Raw genomic sequence first — 16,950 nt, 5'->3', positions numbered from 1 at the left:
AGCGTAGCGATAGAAACAGCGATAGGTACATTTATTGTCCCCGGTGCGCTCCGGGGATTTTTTTGTATTTTGATAGCCGATGGATAAGAATAAACGATTGTATGATTTAGATAAAGGGAAAGTCACTGTCTGCATGATTGTGGATATGGTTATTTTCCTTGTGCCTGTAATCATCTTTGCCGTGGTATGGGGTATTCTTGAAGCGCAATACTTGGCTATAGAAGATAAAAGCTCCGTCGATGTCAATCCGCACTTTTTTGGCGCGGCAATCCTGCTCCCCTTTGTGCCGATATCCTTGGGCGCGCCGTTGACGCTGTTTTACAGAAAACTCTGGAAGCAGCCTATCAATTTTTGGAAGTTGTTCTTTATTGTATTGATTCCTTTCTTGCCGGGATTTATTCTCTTTTTGGCGTTGTTGGTATTTTTGCCGGTTTTTGGACTTATTCCATTGTCGGTTTTCTTTGCGTTTTTCTTGATTTCTTTATTAGCAATATTGCGGTCCGAGAAAGAGAAGTTCCTGGAATAGAAATGCTTTTCTTGTCAGATGATGGCCCGTTTCGTTTTATATATTTGAGCGTTGGAAAATTAGAGGCGTAAAATGGAATTCACTCTCGAAGAAATGCGTGGACACCTTGCAACTCTTGAGGCAAGGATTGCGGAAGCCTGCAAGATTGCGGGCCGCAGCCGTGAATCGGTTAAGCTCGTTTGGGTGAGCAAGTTCCACCCGGCAGAAGCCGTGGAAAATGCGATCAGCCTGGGCGCGACCGACTTCGGCGAGAACCGCGTGCAAGAAGCCGAACTCAAGTTCTCTGCGCCGCGCATGGCGAAGGACGGGAGCCGCGTGCGTTGCCACGTGATTGGCCCCGTGCAGAGCAACAAGCTCAAGAAGGCGGCGATTGTCGCCGACTGCATCCACTCCATCGCGAGCATCGAGGCGGTCGAGAAATTGGAGCGCGTTTGCGCGGCACTCCCCGGAGAGAACGGCGCGGGCAAAATCCTTGATATCCTTTTCCAGGTGAATGCCGGTGAAGAAGAGACCAAGAGCGGGCTCGACGTGCACGAGGCCGAAGCGTTCTTGAACGGACTTGCAGAAAAAGCGGGTGCCGCGACTGATGACGGCAAGAGCGAAAACTTCCCGCACTTGCGCTTCCGCGGGCTCATGACCATCGGGAAGAACACGGGTGTCGCCGAAGACAGCCGCGAATGCTTCGCATTCCTACGCACCCTGCAGCAGAAGTTTCTCGCGAAGGGCGGTGCGTTTGCCCACTTCGACCAGCTTTCGATGGGCATGACTGGCGACCTGGAAGTCGCGATTGAAGAAGGCTCCACGATGATTCGCGTGGGCACGGCCCTCTTCGGCGAGCGCGATTACTCCAAACCGGTGAACGACCCGGCGTAGACTTCGGATTATATCGGGTATTTGTCTTTGGCAGCTTCGAGTTCGGCGCTGGTCTTTTCCCAGTCTTCGTAAAGCTGGTCGACTTTCTTCTTGTTGTCGTCCATGTCCTTGGCGATGGCGGTGATGGCGTTCCCGTCGCCGCTTTCCGAGGCGGTCACGAGTTTCGCTTCGAGTTCGCCGCCGAGGGCTTCGGCCTTCGCGATATCTTCTTCGATTTTCGCGAGTTTCTTTTCGAGGGGCTTTATGACCTTGCTGCGCTCGGCGATATAGTCGGCACGCGCCTTGCGGTCTTCCTTGGCGCGCGGGGCTGCCGAGGGTGCGTCCGTTTTCACGTCGATGTTCGAAACCTTGATGTTCGCGGATTCAGTGCCGCCGGGTTTCTTTTCGGATGCCCAGCCCACCTTCTCGAGGAAGTCGGCGTATGTGCCTTCGAATATGCGGCACTTGCCGCCGTCGAATACCACGAGCCTTGTGGCGAACGCGTGCAGGAGTTCCTCGTCGTGGGTTACCACCAACGCGGTGCCCTCGTAGTCTTCGAGCGCGTCGATGAGGCTCTCGATGCTTTCCATGTCGAGGTGGTTCGTGGGTTCGTCGAGCAGTAGCATGTTGCAGGGGCTTGCGAGAATCTTCCCGAGGAGCACGCGGCTCCTTTCGCCACCGGAGAGCACCTTCACCTTCTTGAGCGCATTGTCGCCGCTGAACATCATGAGACCCGCAAGTCCGCGGGCGCGGCTCTTCTGCGATACTTCTTCAATCGCCGAGGCTATTTCTTCTTCGACGGTGTTTTCGAGGTTCAGGCGGTTGATATTCGTCTGTCCGAAATAGTTTATCTGTAAGTTCGGATTGTAGGTGATTTCGCCTGCGGTCGGCTGCAGTTCTTTTGCTATGAGGTTCAGCAGCGTTGTTTTACCGCGGCCGTTCGGGCCGATAACCGCGATGCGGTCGCCCTTGAAGACCTCCATCGTCAAGTCGGTGATGAGCTCGGGGCCCATTCCCTGCACGGTGCCGTCTTCGCCCTTGTTCGGGTACGCAAACGAGAGTCCCTTGATTTGCAGCATCCTCTTGCCGGGGAAACCTGCCTCGGTAAAGCTGAATTCTAGATTGCGTTCGTGCGTGAGTCGCTCGCCCGTGGCAAGCTTTGCGGCGGCCTTGATCTTGGACTGCACCATGGCGGCCTTCGCGGCCTTGTAGCGGAAACGCTCGATGACCTTTTCGAGCTGCTCCTTTTTCTTCGCCTCGTTCTCCTGCGTGCGCTGGGCGACTTCTTCTTCTTCGGCCACCGTCTCGCGGAGCTTTTCTACTGTGCCTTTCACCTTGCGAATCTTGTGGCGGAAAATCCCGGCGGTGTGCGTGCAGACCTCGTCCATAAAGTGGTGGTCGTGCGTAATCAGGAGCACTTCGCCCTTCCAGCTACGCAGAAAGCGGCTGAGCCAGCGCATCGACACGATGTCGAGGTAGTTTGTCGGTTCGTCGAGCAGCAGCATGTCGGGCTCGCTCGCCAAGACCTTCGCGAGGTTCAGGCGAATCTGGAAACCGCCGGACAACAGCATCGGGCTCTTGTGCATGGATTCCTCGTCGAATCCGAGACCGAACAAAATCGCTTCTACCTTGTGTTCTTCCAGCCAGCCGTCTTCGTTGGGCTTCAAGACACTGCAGGCCTCCTCGTGCACGGTCGCGTGCGTGAAGTTCAGGTGCTGCTGCAGGTAGCCCAGCGTGTATTTCTTGGGAATGTCGATGGAACCGCCGTCAAGGCATTCCTGCCCGAGAATCATCTTGAACAGCGTGGACTTGCCGCAACCGTTACGGCCTACGAGCCCTACGCGCTCATGGTCGCCCACAAGCAGGCTCGCGCCATCGAGCAAAACTTGCACGCCGAATGATTTGGAGACGTTCTGAATCTGGATCACGGGGGGTAAATTTAGAAAAATGCCGTTTTGGCCGGCTAGGGGTGGTGGTCGTGCTAATTTTTGCTTGCTATCAAATCTTACGAAAAGCATTGACGAATGTTTTTTTTTTCTTACATTAAAAAGTAAGAAGATTCTAACCCCAAAAAAGGAGATAGCATGACTATCAAAAAATGGACATACGCAGTTGGCTTCACGGCGGGATTGGCGCTTGTGGCCTGTTCAGGTGAAAACGGTACGGACGGTGCTCCGGGTGCAGACGGGGCCGATGGCACGAGCTGCGTTGCCGAGGCGCTCGAGGATGGTTCCGGCTTCGACATGATTTGCGGAGGCAAGAGTGTCGGTACCGTGAAGAACGGCGAAGACGGTGCTAACGGTAAAGATGGTACCAACGGCAAGAACGGAGCCGATGGTAAAAATGGCACCAATGGTACGAACGGCACCGACGGTAAGGATGGAACTTCTTGTGTTGTGAAGCCTTTCGATGGCGGTTTCAAGGTGCTTTGCGCCGGCGACTCCGTTGGCGTGCTCGTGAACGGTATTGATGGCACGAACGGCACGAATGGCACTAATGGTACGAATGGCATCGACGGCAAGAGCGCCTACGAACTTGCAGTGGCTGCCGGCTTCGAAGGAACCGAGGCTGAATGGCTCGCCTCGCTGAAGGGAGCTAACGGTACGAATGGCACCAATGGTACGAATGGCATCGACGGCAAGAGCGCTTACGAATTGGCTGTCGAGGCCGGCTTCGAGGGTACTGAGGCTGAATGGCTTGCCTCGCTGAAGGGAACCCCGGGCAAGAACGGCGTTGATGGCGTTGATGGCAAGAGCGCCTATGAAATTGCAAAGGAAAATAATCCTTCGATAGGAACCGAGGCCCAGTGGTTGGAATCGTTGAAGGGGAAAAGTGGTTTGGACGGCAAGAGTGCTTATGAACTTGCTGTCAGGGCCGGTTTTGAGGGAACCGAAGCGGAATGGCTCGAATCCTTGAAGTGTTCTCTTGAGGATAACGGCGATGGCACGGTGACGGTGACCTGCGGTAGCAGTGAAAATACTACACTGTACAAGGCCATGTGCGGTGTAACGCCGTACGACCCGGAAGTGAACTTCTGCTTTGAAGGCAGTACTGTCGCTCCCTTCTGTAATGGCGCGACCTATAACCCGACTGAAAAGTTCTGTGTAGAAGGGACTCTCTACGAGACTTGCGACGGTGTAGCCTACGATCCGGCAACGCAGTTCTGTGATGAAGGTGTCGTTCTTGCCCTTTGCAGTGGGGAAAGCTACAAGCCAAGCGAAAAATTCTGTGTGGACGGAACCCTCTATGATTTGTGTGGAAACAAGAGTTACGATCTTGTTACACAGAAGTGTGAAGAAGGCGTTGTGTTGACTCTTTGTGGCGATAAGGATGACCCGAATTGGCATTGGTACTACGATTCTACCAAGGCCCAGTGCCTGCATAGCGTTACCTTTGGCGATAAGGATTTGGTGTTTGACAATATTCAAGCGTCAACAAGTATATTGCTTAGCAAGCAATCTGGTGTTGATTCCATGTTGTATGCACGCAGTAGTTCCGTCAATAGCGCTAAGAGAATGTACTATTGCGGTTCAACCAAGTCTGCAAATGGCGCAAGCCCGAATTATGGCATGACAACAACTGTTACAAGAAGCCCTCTTAAAACTTCATATGTGTTCGTTGGAGAGGATTCGACTTTCCAGGTGAGTTATCCGGATAATTTCTACGCCAATGAAACTTATTTCTGCTACATACCCGAAGGCTCTAACCGCCTCTATGGCGCGATCGTTGAAAAGTGCGGCGGTGCCGCTTATGATACTACCGCTTATTTCTGCGAAAATGATGCGCTCGTTGAAAAGTGTGGCGGGTACAGCTACAGTACCGCGGACTACTTCTGTGCAGGCGACAGGGTGTTCGCTAAGTGTGGCGGCAACACCTTCGATCCGGAAACCCAGACCTGCCGTTCCGATACCCTCTTCTCGTCACTTTGCGGGAATTACCCCATGACGCTCTCTGTCAGCGCAGTAGAAAACGACTCATATGCGAACTTCGGACCGACTGTTGTTCTTAAGAGCAATCATACCACATGGTTCAAGGATGAAGGGAATAATCGTTACACCCTGCCTTTCGGCTACGATGTGTCGAAGCAGTTCTGTGCTGGTGTGGATGAAAACGGCAGCGGCGTCGTCATTCAAAGGTGTGGCGGAGCGGCCTTCGATACTACCACCCATTTCTGCGATTACAGAGATGGCAAACTTTACAGCTACAAGAAAATCGGTGACCAGACTTGGATGACCCAGAACCTTGCGTATGCGGATTCGAGTACCATGACGAACCTGAAGGGCGCTTGGAGCTGCCCCGGCTCGCAGGGTTCGGATTACTTGCCGAACTGCGAGGATTACGGGATGCTCTACAGGTGGTCTGGCGCGATGAACGTGTCGAACACGTACCAGAATAAAGTTTATGGGACAAATTTCGATGCTGCAAATAACGTTTATAATCCCGAAACGCCTTACCAAGGTGTATGCCCTGCGGGCTGGCATCTGCCCACCTATACGGAATTGAATGCACTTTACGAACGGGCAAGAGGTTATGCCGAAGCGTTGGAAATTTCCGAGCAGGAGGCCTTGATGGCGGAAGTATGGAGCGGCAATGCTAAAAACCTGGGATTCGATGCACTTATTCCAACTTCAGGTCCTTCCGTTGGCTCCGGGTTCACCATGTGGGGTATTTCCGAAATAAGCGGCTATACCAACAGGGCTATTTCGTTGATGATTAATACGCAAGGCTTGACGTTCCCGCAAATAGGCAAAAGCTATGCTTTGTATGTCCGTTGCATCAAGAACTAGTTCCCTGATATAGGGTAAAAAATTCAAGACGGACCGGTTAACCCCGGCCCGTCTTTTTTTTATTTTTCCTGTACTATGGCAGAGAATGAACGCGATAGCGAAAAAGTTGAAGGACAGAAAGTTGCCGACAAGCATCCGGTGGGCAACTTCATGTGGAGCGTGGAAGATGAAGATTGATGCGCCCGAGTACGATGCGGAAGAATTCCGGCGCAAGGAAAAGATTGCCATTATCGTGGGCCTGGTTTATTCGGCGCTCGCTATGACTGTCGGTGTTATGGAAGCGATGGGATAGATGCCGTTCTAAAATGCTATTTTTCATGGCGCAATAAGTCTTCAAGGGTGTAAAAATGATTATCGATTTGAAAGGCATGGAAACGACGGTGCTGCCGAACTTCAAGGGTGGCGAGAAAGAATACAAGGCAAAGATGTACTTTGACGGGACGACTCGCATTATGCACGGGACGCTCGAACAGGGCGCATCTATCGGCTATCACAAGCACGAGACCAACAGCGAAATCATGTTCTTCGTCGCGGGCAAGGGCAAGGTGCTGTTCGACGACGGCGTGGAATATGTCGAGGCTGGCCAGTGCCACTTTTGCCCGAAGGGTCACAGCCACAGCTTGATTAACGAGAGCGAGGAGCCGCTCGTGTTCTACGCGTGCGTTCCGGAACTGGGATAAAAAAACGGAGTATACAAGATGTCTAAACTGATGCGTTCTATTTCGGGTATCCGCGGTATCGTGGGCGACACCCTCACCCCGCAAGTCTTGAAGAGCCACGTGCGCGCCTTCCTCGAGATTACGAAGGCGAAACGTGTGGTTATCGGGCGTGACAGCCGTCCCACCGGCGATGCCATCGTGCAGTTTGTCGCGGGCATATGCCGCCTTTCCGGTGTGGACGTGGTGGATGTCGGCCTTTCGACGACGCCCTCGGTGGAACTCCTGACGGTGCATTTCAAGGCGGATGCGGGTATCATCATTACCGCAAGTCACAACCCGCTTGAATGGAACGCGCTCAAGTTCCTCAACAGCAAGGGACTCTTCCTCGGGCCCGACGATGTGAAGAAGCTTTTCGAACTCGCCGATGCGGACAACTTCAGTTATCCGGATTATCGCACGATGGGCAAGTACGAGGTGGCGTCCGATGCCGATGGCATCCACATCGACGGCACGCTCAAGATTCCGTTCGTGGACGTGGAGGCGATTCGCGCGAAAAAGTTCAAGGTGGCCGTGGATGCCGTGAACGGTGCGGGCAGCTACATTGTGCCGCGCTTGCTGGAACAGCTCGGCTGCGAGGTGGTGCGCGTGCATTGCGAACCCGACGGCACGTTCCCGCGCGGTGCGGAACCGATTCCCGAGAACCTGGGCGATTTGCGTGACGCCGTAAAGAAGAACGGTTGCGCGCTCGGATTTGCGGTGGACCCGGATGCCGACCGCTGCGCCCTCGTGGACGGTTTAGGACAAAGTATCGGCGAGGAATACACGCTTGCGATTGCGACTGAAGAAGTTCTGAGCCAAAAGAAGGGAAGCGTTTGCGTGAACCTTTCTACGAGCCGCATGAACGAAGATGTTGCCACGAAGTACGGCTGCGAATTCAGCCGCGCGAAGGTGGGCGAGATTAACGTGAGCCTGCAGATGATCGAGAACGCCTGCATCATCGGCGGTGAAGGCAACGGCGGCGTGATTCTGCCGGCGCTCCACTACGGGCGTGATTCCCTTGTGGCGGCGGCGCTGGTGCTCAGCTGGATGGCGCACCATGACGGCGGCCCCGAGAAGTTTGTGGCTGAAAACCCCGCCTACGTGATGCCGAAGAAGAAGTTCGAACTCGGCGACAAGAAGGTGGCGGATATCCTCCCGAAGGTGAAGGCGGAATTTGCCGGCTGGAAGAGCGACGAGCGCGATGGCCTGTGGCTCGGGAGCGAAAAGTCCTGGGTGCATGTGCGTGCGAGCAATACGGAGCCGGTGATTCGTGTGATTGCGGAGGCGCCGACTGCCGCAGAAGCGGAAGAACTCTGCGCGAAGGTGGAAAAACTCATCTAACCGTCGCTATGCTGCGGACTGTTTTTGAAAAAAAGAGTGCTCGTTCGGCGCTCTTTTTTATAGTTCGATTCCCGTATCGCGTTCGATGACTGTTTCGCAGGCGGCCTTGAACGTTTCGGGAGTCGCGACGATGGTCACGGTTTTCTTGGCGCGGGTGATGCCCGTGTAAAGAATCTGGCGATTTAGCAGGGGGTGCCCCAGTCGGGTCGGCAGGAACATCAGCACATGATTGTATTCGGACCCTTGGGCCTTGTGAACAGTCGAGGCGTAAGCGAGTTCGAAAACATCCTTCGGGAAAAGGTACGTGGGGTAAAATACAAAGTCGTTCCCCTTCTTGAACATCAGGTAGTTTTCGCCCGACCGATCGTAACAGAGAATGCACATGTCGCCGTTGTAGAGCCGGAAGGTTTTCTGGTTCTTGACCAACATGAGCATTTTGCATGTTCTTTTGTTGCGGCATTTTTCGAGGACGAGGCGTTCCATGAATTGGTTGATGAAGTCCGTGCCGATGCCGCCCTGCCTTTCGGCAGAAAGAATTTTTGACTGCGTGCAAAATTCCCACACCTTCTGGCAATTTGCGTACTCCGCATCTTGCGGCGAACACTGCTTTTGCGGATTGATTTGACTTGCCGCATCTACAAAGTCCGAGAGGTAATTTTCGAACCAGCGGGTAAGCAAGGCTTCGACTTCGTTACGGTAATTTTCGGCAGGCAATCCCAGCATCTGCACAGCGCTTCCTAGAACCCACGAGTTCAAATCCTTGAAACCAAAAAGAGTTTCGGCATTTTCGAGCGAGGCGAGTTTCCCGATTTGGGAATTCTTGTCGAAGCGCCTCGAAACAGTTAATTTGACGGTGGAATCCGTCTTTACGCCGAGCAGGTCGCCTAGCACGGCACCCGCATCTACAGGCGGCAACTGGTCCGCATCGCCCAGCAAGAACAGTCGCACGCTTTTGGGAACCGCTTTCAGGAAAGCCCCGAAAAGCGAGATATCCACCATGCTCGTTTCGTCGATGACAATAACCGCATTTTCGGGGAACGGATTCTGTTCGTCGTGAAAGAACTTGTTTTCGTTCGGTTTGTAACCCAGCAGGCGGTGGAGGGTGTACGTTTCCGCATTCGTTATCTTGTTGTAAATCTCAAGATGGTTCTCGAATTCCTCGGAGCCGACCAGGTTCACGGAATTCACGATACTTTCTTTCATGCGGTCGGCGGCCTTGCCGCTCGGGGCCGCCAGATACAGCGGGTAGGCAAGCCTGTCCGGATGCTCGCAGTAAAGTTCCCGAAGCAAGAAGAAGATGACCGTCGTCTTGCCTGTGCCCGGGCCACCCGTGACAATCAAGTTTTCGTCGACACCGCGCACAATCGCTTCGGCCTGCTCCGCTTCGAGCCGCACCGGATTTCCGTTGACGTCTTTTGTGAACGAGGCGACACTTTCGATGCATTTTTCCGCAGCACCTTTTACCGGAGCGTGCGCCACAAAGAGCTCGCGGACTTTCTGTTCGACGGTAAGCTTGGAATAGAAATACTTGGTCGGGTAAAGGTAATTGTCCTTCAGCGTAAAGGGCTTCTTGAAAAAGGAATGTTCGTGCGCGTCTGTACCGACAATTCCTTCGTAACCGCCGTCGTTGATTTTTCTTGCCGCTTTCTGCAGGGATTCCTTATAGCAGGGCTCGCAAGGAATGCCGAAATTTTCGAGCGTCTTCGAAAGCCTGGCTTCCAGTTTGCCAGAATCCAGCGGAATGCGCGTATCGCCAAAATTCTGCCTGCAGAGCAAAAGGGCAAGCAAATCAAACAGTTCAGGGTCGGCATCGGAGCAAAAAGCCGGAATCGCATCCATAAGACGCCTTTGCAGCGGAGTGACGGCGCCACATTCGACTAACGCATTCATCAAGTTTTCGTTGCTCTTGTCCATGGCTAGATAATCCCGCTGTAAAGTTTATTCAGTTCTTCGTAAGAGGCGAAGGTGCTCGACATGATGCCGGAGGTTTCACCTTCACTACAGCCCCTGAAGAATACGTAATAGATGCCGCCGAAATACTTCTCGAAAATCTGCTGTTCCGTCAAATCCCGGTAGAAGCCTTTGAGCCAGCGAATCAGCACGTAAGAATAGAGAATCTGCTGCACGTCGTAATGCCTGAACACCATGTGTTCTTTCATCGATTCGTTCTCGTAATCGCCCAACACGTCGGATTTCCAGTCGAGAATGCAGTAGCGGCCATCGCGGACAAACAGAAGGTCTATAAAGCCCTTGCAGTAACGGTCCAGAAGTTCCGTCCCCTTTACGCCATCGAGCGCCATGTGGAACGGAAGTTCGCTGCGGCGGTTTGCAAACGAGACTTCGTTCAGGGTAAACGATTCGCCCGTCTTTTGCGCGCCCTCGATTGTTTCCAGTTTGCCGTTCAGGGTATGCCAAACCATCTCGACTGTTCTTGCGAGCCAATGCGGGTGATGCTCGATATCCAGATTCTCGTCAATGAAGGACTTGCGAACCAGTTCCTGCAACGGCTTGAATTCGAGGGCCTCTGCGAGCGCGAGCTTGCCGACTTCTTCGAAGTCCACCAATTCAAAAATTTTGTGGATAGCGTTACCGAGTTCGGCGCCGCGTGGGTATTTATCTTCGGCCGTTGGCGCTTCGTTTTCCGTTTTTGCCTTCGTGCTGTCGACTTCGTCTTTTTGCAGGCGGCCTTCGTCCGTTTCTTGCTCCTGCGTACCGTGAGCAATTTGCGAGTACGAGGTAGAATGCGGGAACTTGCGCCACACATCAAGCGACTTGAGCGTTTGTGCGGCCGATTCGACGCTTGCCGCCGAAACCGTTTCGGAATCTTTCTGCATCAGCTTCAAAATTGTGCGTACGGATTCCTTTCGGTCCTTAAACTTTTTGTCTTCGACAAAATCGAAGAACTTGGCGTTCTCGGCTTTTTTGCAAAAGCCCTCAAGAATGTCTACGTACCAGTCCATCGCCTTGCAGCGGGCGCGCATTTTTCCGTTCTTGTCAGGCTTGAATTTCGGGAACCAAGGCAAAATCATCAAGTACGAGGCCCTGGTGAATGCGACATAGAAAAGCCTGCGCCATTCTTCTTCGGTTTCATGCTGGCAAATTTCTTTTCCGCCTTTTTCAAAAGTCATTACGCGGGAAAGGTCGCCCGATGGATTGTTGAAAACGTATGGCCCCGAAGATCCTACATGCCCGCGCTCGCTCGCGACCGAAATCACCACCGGAAATTCAAGGCCCTTGGAGGCGTGAATGGTCATGGTCTGCACCACGTCGAGGTCGGTGCCTTTCGCCACGATGTTTGAATTTTCGAGAGCGTCTTCGCTACCGATAGCGAGGCCGTCCAAATGCCGAATCAGTTCTTCGAGCGAGGCGTTTGCCGTATAGAGGTATTCGATGGCGTAATCGCCCACTTGGCGAATCTTGTTCAGGCTCTGGAGCTGATCCGGAGCGTTGAGCGACACAAGATTGCTCGAATCGCTGTAAATGGATTCCTGCAGTTCGGCCCAGCGGCGCTGTTCTGCCAACGCATGCCACCGCGAAAAGATGGTAATAAACTGCGCGCCGTCTTCGTCGGGCTTGAACGCATTGATGTAGTCCATGTCCTTGCCGAAAAAGTCCGTCATGAGCGCCGCGTAAAGCAGGCTGCGGTTCCTGTCGGAATAATCTTCGGCGTCGATGGCCCTGAAAAGCGCTGTCCATTCGGCGCATTCACGACTCCGGAACAAGTTCGCGTCCATGTACCGCAAGAACGGGATGCCGGCCTTTTTCATGCCGTATTCGATATTGTCAAGTTCGTTACGGGTTCTCGCCAAGACGGCAAAATCCGAAAACTTGACGTTGCGAAGTTCACCCGTTCCCTTGTCCGGAATCTGGAGGTTTGTCTTGCCGCCTTTGAAAGAGCATAGGTCTACAATGTTGTTGACCACGATTTCAGCGTAATCTTTCGGATCTACATTCGGTTTGCTTACAAGGAACGGCTTGATGACTTTTCCCTTGTAGGTCGCATCTTTTTTAGCTTCGATAGGGCTCTTCGACGGTTCGAATTCAAACCCGAATGGCGGGAAAAGTTCGTTGCAGGCTTCAATCATCGCCTTGGAAGAGCGCCAGTTTGTCGAAAGCACCTTGCCGTTTGCGATCTGGTCAACGGCATTTTCGTAAACCTTGACGTTTGCGCCCTGGAAACTATAGATAGATTGCTTCGGATCGCCTACCACCAGAATATGGTGGAGTCCATCGTCGGCATCAAAGAACACGCGCTTGAAAATTTCCCATTGCAACAGGTTCGTGTCCTGGAATTCGTCGATGATGGCGAACAGGTATTTTTGCCGCAACGAATCTACCAGCGGAGAATCGTCATCAAGGACTGCCTTGTAGACGTTTCGAATCATGTCGTTGAAGGACTGAATCTTGCTTGTATTCTTGTGGAGTTGCCAAGCATCAAAAAGCTTGGGCGTGTATTCGTAAAGGCACTTGTGCAAAAGCAGCGTTTCGATACCGCCCGATTTTTCGTCGAGCAAAGCCTTCAAATCCTTGATGACGCCGAGGGCCGAATCCAGTTCCGAGCCATCATTCAAGACATTGAACTTGAACGACGCGCCGTTATATAGGGCGAAGCCCTTTGTCCACGACGACACTGCCTTAAGCAAGTTGCCTGCCGTCTTGGATTTTGAAATGAGTTCGTCCTGGTGAATCTTGAGGATATCGCAGGCGGCATCTACACAGGGGATTTCCCTCAAGTGCGTAAAGTCTTCCGCTTCGGCCATGCAGCCGACATCGTCGAAGTCAATGTCTTTTGTGCCGAGGCGAAGTTCCATGTTTCCTGCAAAGCGGACCGTTTCGGGAATATAGCTTGCGATGGCGCCCTTCAGCAATTCCGTAAAACTATCCAAGTCGCCGTTGTATTTCACAAAGCACTTGAAAAGTTCTTCGTGCGCCCACACGTCGCGTATCGATTTTTGAATCAGTTCTTCTACGGCGCTTTCGTCAATCAGTTCCTGCTTCAAGGGCACATCGGCTTCGTAGGCGAATTCCTGCGTCACCTTCTGGCAGAACGAATGGATGGTGCCGATGGGTGCGCCCTGAACATCGTGCAGGGCCTGCTGCAAGTAAATGTTCCCGCTATCCTTCTTGAATTCTTCTTCGATTTTTTTGCGGATGCGGTCCTTGAGTTCGCCGGCGGCTTTCTCGGTATAGGTCACAATCAGAATCTGGTTCAGGTTCATTCCCTGAGCCACCAGCTTGCCCACCACTTGCTGAATCGTGTAAGTCTTGCCCGTGCCTGCGGAGGCCGCGACAAAAAGGTTCTCGTTGCCGGTAAACGATTCTATGTCGAAAACATTATTCATCGTCATCCCTCCAAATCGGGTCCAGCAAGCGGGTTTGTTCCATCACGGCGATTTCCCAGTCCTTCGAAAAATCCTCGTGCGAAAATCCGGAGAACTTTTCGGGGTCGAATAGATTCTTTCCGTCAAAATATGACCACGGGCCATATTTGCCCGCCAGTTTCAGGCGGTAATTGGAGAATGTCTGCATGTCGCCTTCGGTGTACATTTTCGCGGGCACGCACTTGCGGTAATTTTCGACATAGCAGCGGTGGTATATGATTTTCAGGCGCTGCATGGCGCCGCGACGGTCTATCGAGAATTTCTTTTCGGCAACTTTGTTCTTGCTCGAGAACACCCTCAATTCAAAAGGGATTCCGTCAGCATCGTTCGAGTTTGCTGCTGCAATCAGCAGGGCGTCCAAAAACAGCTTGGTAAAATCTGTATTGGAAATATCGCCGGACTTGACGCTGAATAGCACATGCGTTCCATTTGCAAGTTCATTGTGCCAGTCAAGCTTGCTGCGCAATGTCCAGCTGTGTGCGCCTTCCGACAAAGAAACTTCCAGCTGTTCCTGGTATTTCGCGTTCCTGCAGCCAACGCTTTCAGAAACCAGGTTGTAAATATCTTCCGATTCCTTGTTGATGTCGTCAAGGGCGACGTCGCCAAAAACTCCACGCGGAATTTTCTTCTTTAAAATCCATTCCTCTTCTGTCTTGGAATCCTTGATGCGTTCGGCATCCATGACGGACTGCACAAAATCCTTGAGCAAAATAGAGCGGTCGAGATTGTTCAAGGACACTGGTTCGAAAAGTTCCTTTTCGGGGTCATTTTCTACCGACGGCAACGTCACCTTTCGCGCCAGCTGGAACTGGAACGGATCATCGAAGAACCGCTTGAAGTCGCGGGTATTCACCGTATCGGGCAAGGCAACCTGAACTTCTTCCGGCTCGTTTTCGCTTGTATTTTCGGTGCGGGTTTCCAGAATACGGTTCAACTTGTTGCGGATGGAGCGGAGCGTAAACAGTTCTTCGTCCGGCCGGGTTTCGTCCAGCGGAATCTTGCGTTCCCTAAAAACAGCACTGTTCGGGCAAGCGCTTTCGGCAATAAAGAATTGCAAATCCCGAATCACCGAAGACGGGAAAAGTTCTTCGTCTTTTTTCAGGTTCCTGTTGATGTAACTGATGTGGAATCCGTCGGCGGCGCTCATCAGTTGACACAGGAAGGTATAGCAGTTCTTGTCGACCGGAGTGTCGTCACCCGGCCAGCGCGTTGTCTGGGTGCGCAAATCCATGGTGTTCGCTTTCTTTTGTCCCGGGAATACGCTTGCGTTTGCGCCGAGGAAAAAGATATGCCTTGCCGGGACAACCCTGTTGACAGCGAAGCGCATAAAGGTGAGGCCACCGCTGAAAAGCCGCGTGTTTCCGGTGTGGGAATCCTGGCAGGCGCTCGAAAGCATCTGCCCCGCGATTTTCCAAGAAATCCAGGCCGCACCCGCATCGAATTGGAATTCCATCAGGTCGATTGCGTCTTGCACCCTCTGCCAAATCTTCTTTTCGACAGCGAAGCGGTCTTCCTTGGCGTTCAACGCCACCCAATGCGCCAAATGCGATTTCAGCGCCGCAAGGGAATTCGGCTGGTGGGGCTCGATGCCCTCCGGCGCAAAACGGATCCAGCGGTTCAGTTCGTCGATGCAGGCGATAAACTTCATGGTGAGCCCGTCGTCTGAAGATTCGATATCTTCGTAGGGCAAGTAACGCTCGTGGGCCGAGGCAAACGGAGCGTCGGTCACCTGCGAAAAAAGCATCTGGTTTATGCAACGGCTCCAGTCATCTTCGGAGCCCTCGACGGTATGGCGGTAAACGTTCATGTTTACCACCCACTTTTCCCAGGCAGCCACGTCGCTGTCGGTAATCTGCAGCGTAGACTGGACCACCGGATTCTTGACAAGGTCAAAGAATGCCGGCCTCGAAATTGAACGTTGCTGGTGAATGTCCAGAAGATTCGCGATGGCCTTGCCAATCAGGGAATCCTTTTCCGGGTAGTCCGTAATCGCGTAGGGAATGTAAAACTCGCTGTCGCGCGGGGCCGCATTGAAGACCTGCTCAATCGGTGTGCGGTACGCATCCAGCTCGGGCGCAATCACTACCATCTCGTCCAGGCGCACGCCCTGCTTTAAAAGCAGGCACACCTGCGTATGCAAATTCTCGACTTCGCGCAGCGATGACGGTGCTGCGGTAAGAGTCAGCGAACGGTCGAACTCAGGCGAAATGGATTCTGACGCCGCTTCGGAATCGTCAAAACGGTTCAGGCGGTGCGAAACCAGGTACTGCACCTGATGCAGCAACGAATTCGGAGCGTATTCGTAACCGACAAAATCAAAAGTATAGTCCGACGCCAAACACCACAGGCGAATGTTTTCGCGGCCGGTGCGGCCCCAATTTTTAAGGAGCAAGTTCTCGTTTTGGGCAAGCCCCTCTTCGGTAGCGGAATCCTGAACGGCCGGGAGCGCAATTCGCGACGGTTCGTCTTTCTTGCTCCAGCGCGTCACGGCGCGGTTGCCTACATCTTCCCAGAATTCCATACACGGATTCTGAATGAAAGCGAAAATATCGTGTTCCTGCGCAAACCTCTGCAAGATTACGCGGTAGAACTGTCCCATGCCCGAAAGACTGAAAATGAAGACCGGCTTTTTCCATTGCGACGAATCTTTCTGCTGCGAAAACAGGTAGGGAATCGTGAGGTATTCCGTATCGCTGCCCGTGCGCTTGTGCGTCGCCTCGAACACGCGAGTCAGCAGGGACTTGCCGCCTGCATTGTGGAACAGCTGCGCATACACATCGCGCTGCCATTTTTCCTTGGGCAATACACGGCCCTTGTCCGAGAAGAAGTCCCGCAACTCGCCCTCTTTCCAGTAGGCAAGCAGGCCTTCGTGATGCTTGTTCTGCAAGGGCGAAATAAAACCGCCCGGGCGGCTCGTTTCGTATTCCAAGAAGAGCCCCGCCAGCGTGCGTGCAAAATCAAACAACTTGGATTCGTCTATTTCGCCAGAAAAATTTTCGCCGGACTTTTTATAGAGGTACTTCTTGATTTCTTTCGGAATCGATTTAGACTTTGCGGAATAGGTCTCGTTCAAGTAAGCGATTAGCACGTTGCATAGGATATCCGCCGTCAGCTTCTGCTTGGAGGAATCCCCCTGCGTCAAATACCTGAACAGGAATTTATCGAGCGTGATAATTTCCAAATTCGCGAGGACGCCACACTTGGCAATATAGCGCAGCCTGAACCACTGCTCGATTTTCGGGTCCGGGAAAATCACGATGGGCGAATCGAAAGGGTCCGTCCAACACTTGCCGAGAGCGTCGATCATCTCGTCGGCCAGATTTTCCAGGTTCAGTGCGAATTTCAGGTGCAGCATAGTAAGAATA

At 52.9% G+C, this 16,950-nt stretch carries 10 protein-coding genes; 6 read left to right on the top strand and 4 right to left on the bottom strand.

The features are described 5' to 3' along the window. Positions 1–79 precede the first annotated feature (79 nt). Together B4B27_RS00840 and B4B27_RS00835 are read left to right on the top strand one after the other, a co-directional pair. On the top strand, positions 80–526 hold the full coding sequence (locus tag B4B27_RS00840) for a hypothetical protein (RefSeq protein ID WP_290722730.1): 447 nt from the start codon (positions 80–82) through the stop codon (positions 524–526). A gap of 72 nt (positions 527–598) precedes the next feature. Beyond that, the gene (locus B4B27_RS00835; RefSeq protein WP_290722727.1) at positions 599–1,399 is read left to right on the top strand and encodes a YggS family pyridoxal phosphate-dependent enzyme; all 801 of its coding nucleotides are present in this window, start codon (positions 599–601) and stop codon (positions 1,397–1,399) included. A gap of 8 nt (positions 1,400–1,407) precedes the next feature. Here the strand turns inward: B4B27_RS00835 and B4B27_RS00830 are convergent, their stop codons facing one another. Beyond that, the gene (locus B4B27_RS00830; protein ID WP_290722725.1) at positions 1,408–3,306 is read right to left on the bottom strand and encodes an ABC-F family ATP-binding cassette domain-containing protein; all 1,899 of its coding nucleotides are present in this window, start codon (positions 3,304–3,306) and stop codon (positions 1,408–1,410) included. 156 nt (positions 3,307–3,462) lie between these two features. Between B4B27_RS00830 and B4B27_RS00825 the strand changes: the two genes are divergently transcribed. From B4B27_RS00825 to glmM, 4 genes are all read left to right on the top strand, one after another. After that, a complete protein-coding gene (locus B4B27_RS00825; RefSeq protein WP_290722723.1) occupies positions 3,463–6,165 on the top strand; it encodes an FISUMP domain-containing protein in 2,703 nt (900 codons plus the stop codon). Between the two features lie 166 nt (positions 6,166–6,331). Next, complete coding sequence (locus tag B4B27_RS00820; RefSeq protein ID WP_290722721.1) at positions 6,332–6,457, top strand: hypothetical protein; 126 nt, start codon at positions 6,332–6,334, stop codon at positions 6,455–6,457. 55 nt (positions 6,458–6,512) lie between these two features. After that, positions 6,513–6,845 (top strand): cupin domain-containing protein, encoded by a 333-nt coding sequence (locus B4B27_RS00815; RefSeq protein ID WP_073116006.1) that lies wholly within the window; start codon positions 6,513–6,515, stop codon positions 6,843–6,845. A gap of 18 nt (positions 6,846–6,863) precedes the next feature. Then, positions 6,864–8,204 carry a phosphoglucosamine mutase gene (gene glmM / locus B4B27_RS00810; protein WP_290722717.1) on the top strand — a complete coding sequence of 447 codons (1,341 nt, stop codon included), beginning with the start codon at positions 6,864–6,866 and terminating at the stop codon, positions 8,202–8,204. A gap of 57 nt (positions 8,205–8,261) precedes the next feature. Here the strand turns inward: glmM and B4B27_RS00805 are convergent, their stop codons facing one another. From B4B27_RS00805 to B4B27_RS00795, 3 genes are read right to left on the bottom strand one after another with little or no spacing between them, the layout of a single operon-like run. Then, the gene (locus B4B27_RS00805) at positions 8,262–10,118 is read right to left on the bottom strand and encodes an ATP-dependent DNA helicase (RefSeq protein ID WP_290722715.1); all 1,857 of its coding nucleotides are present in this window, start codon (positions 10,116–10,118) and stop codon (positions 8,262–8,264) included. Positions 10,119–10,120: 2 nt separating this feature from the next. Further along, positions 10,121–13,546, bottom strand: a complete 3,426-nt coding sequence (locus B4B27_RS00800; protein WP_290722713.1) for a UvrD-helicase domain-containing protein — start codon at positions 13,544–13,546, stop codon at positions 10,121–10,123. Then, on the bottom strand, positions 13,539–16,940 hold the full coding sequence (locus B4B27_RS00795) for an exodeoxyribonuclease V subunit gamma (protein ID WP_290722711.1): 3,402 nt from the start codon (positions 16,938–16,940) through the stop codon (positions 13,539–13,541). Before B4B27_RS00795 ends, B4B27_RS00800 begins: the two co-directional genes overlap by 8 nt. Between the last annotated feature and the right edge of the window lie 10 nt (positions 16,941–16,950).

Source organism: Fibrobacter sp. UBA2449, from assembly GCF_002342555.1.
GTDB lineage: Bacteria > Fibrobacterota > Fibrobacteria > Fibrobacterales > Fibrobacteraceae > Fibrobacter.
This window is presented reverse-complemented; position numbering and strand designations above follow the sequence as displayed.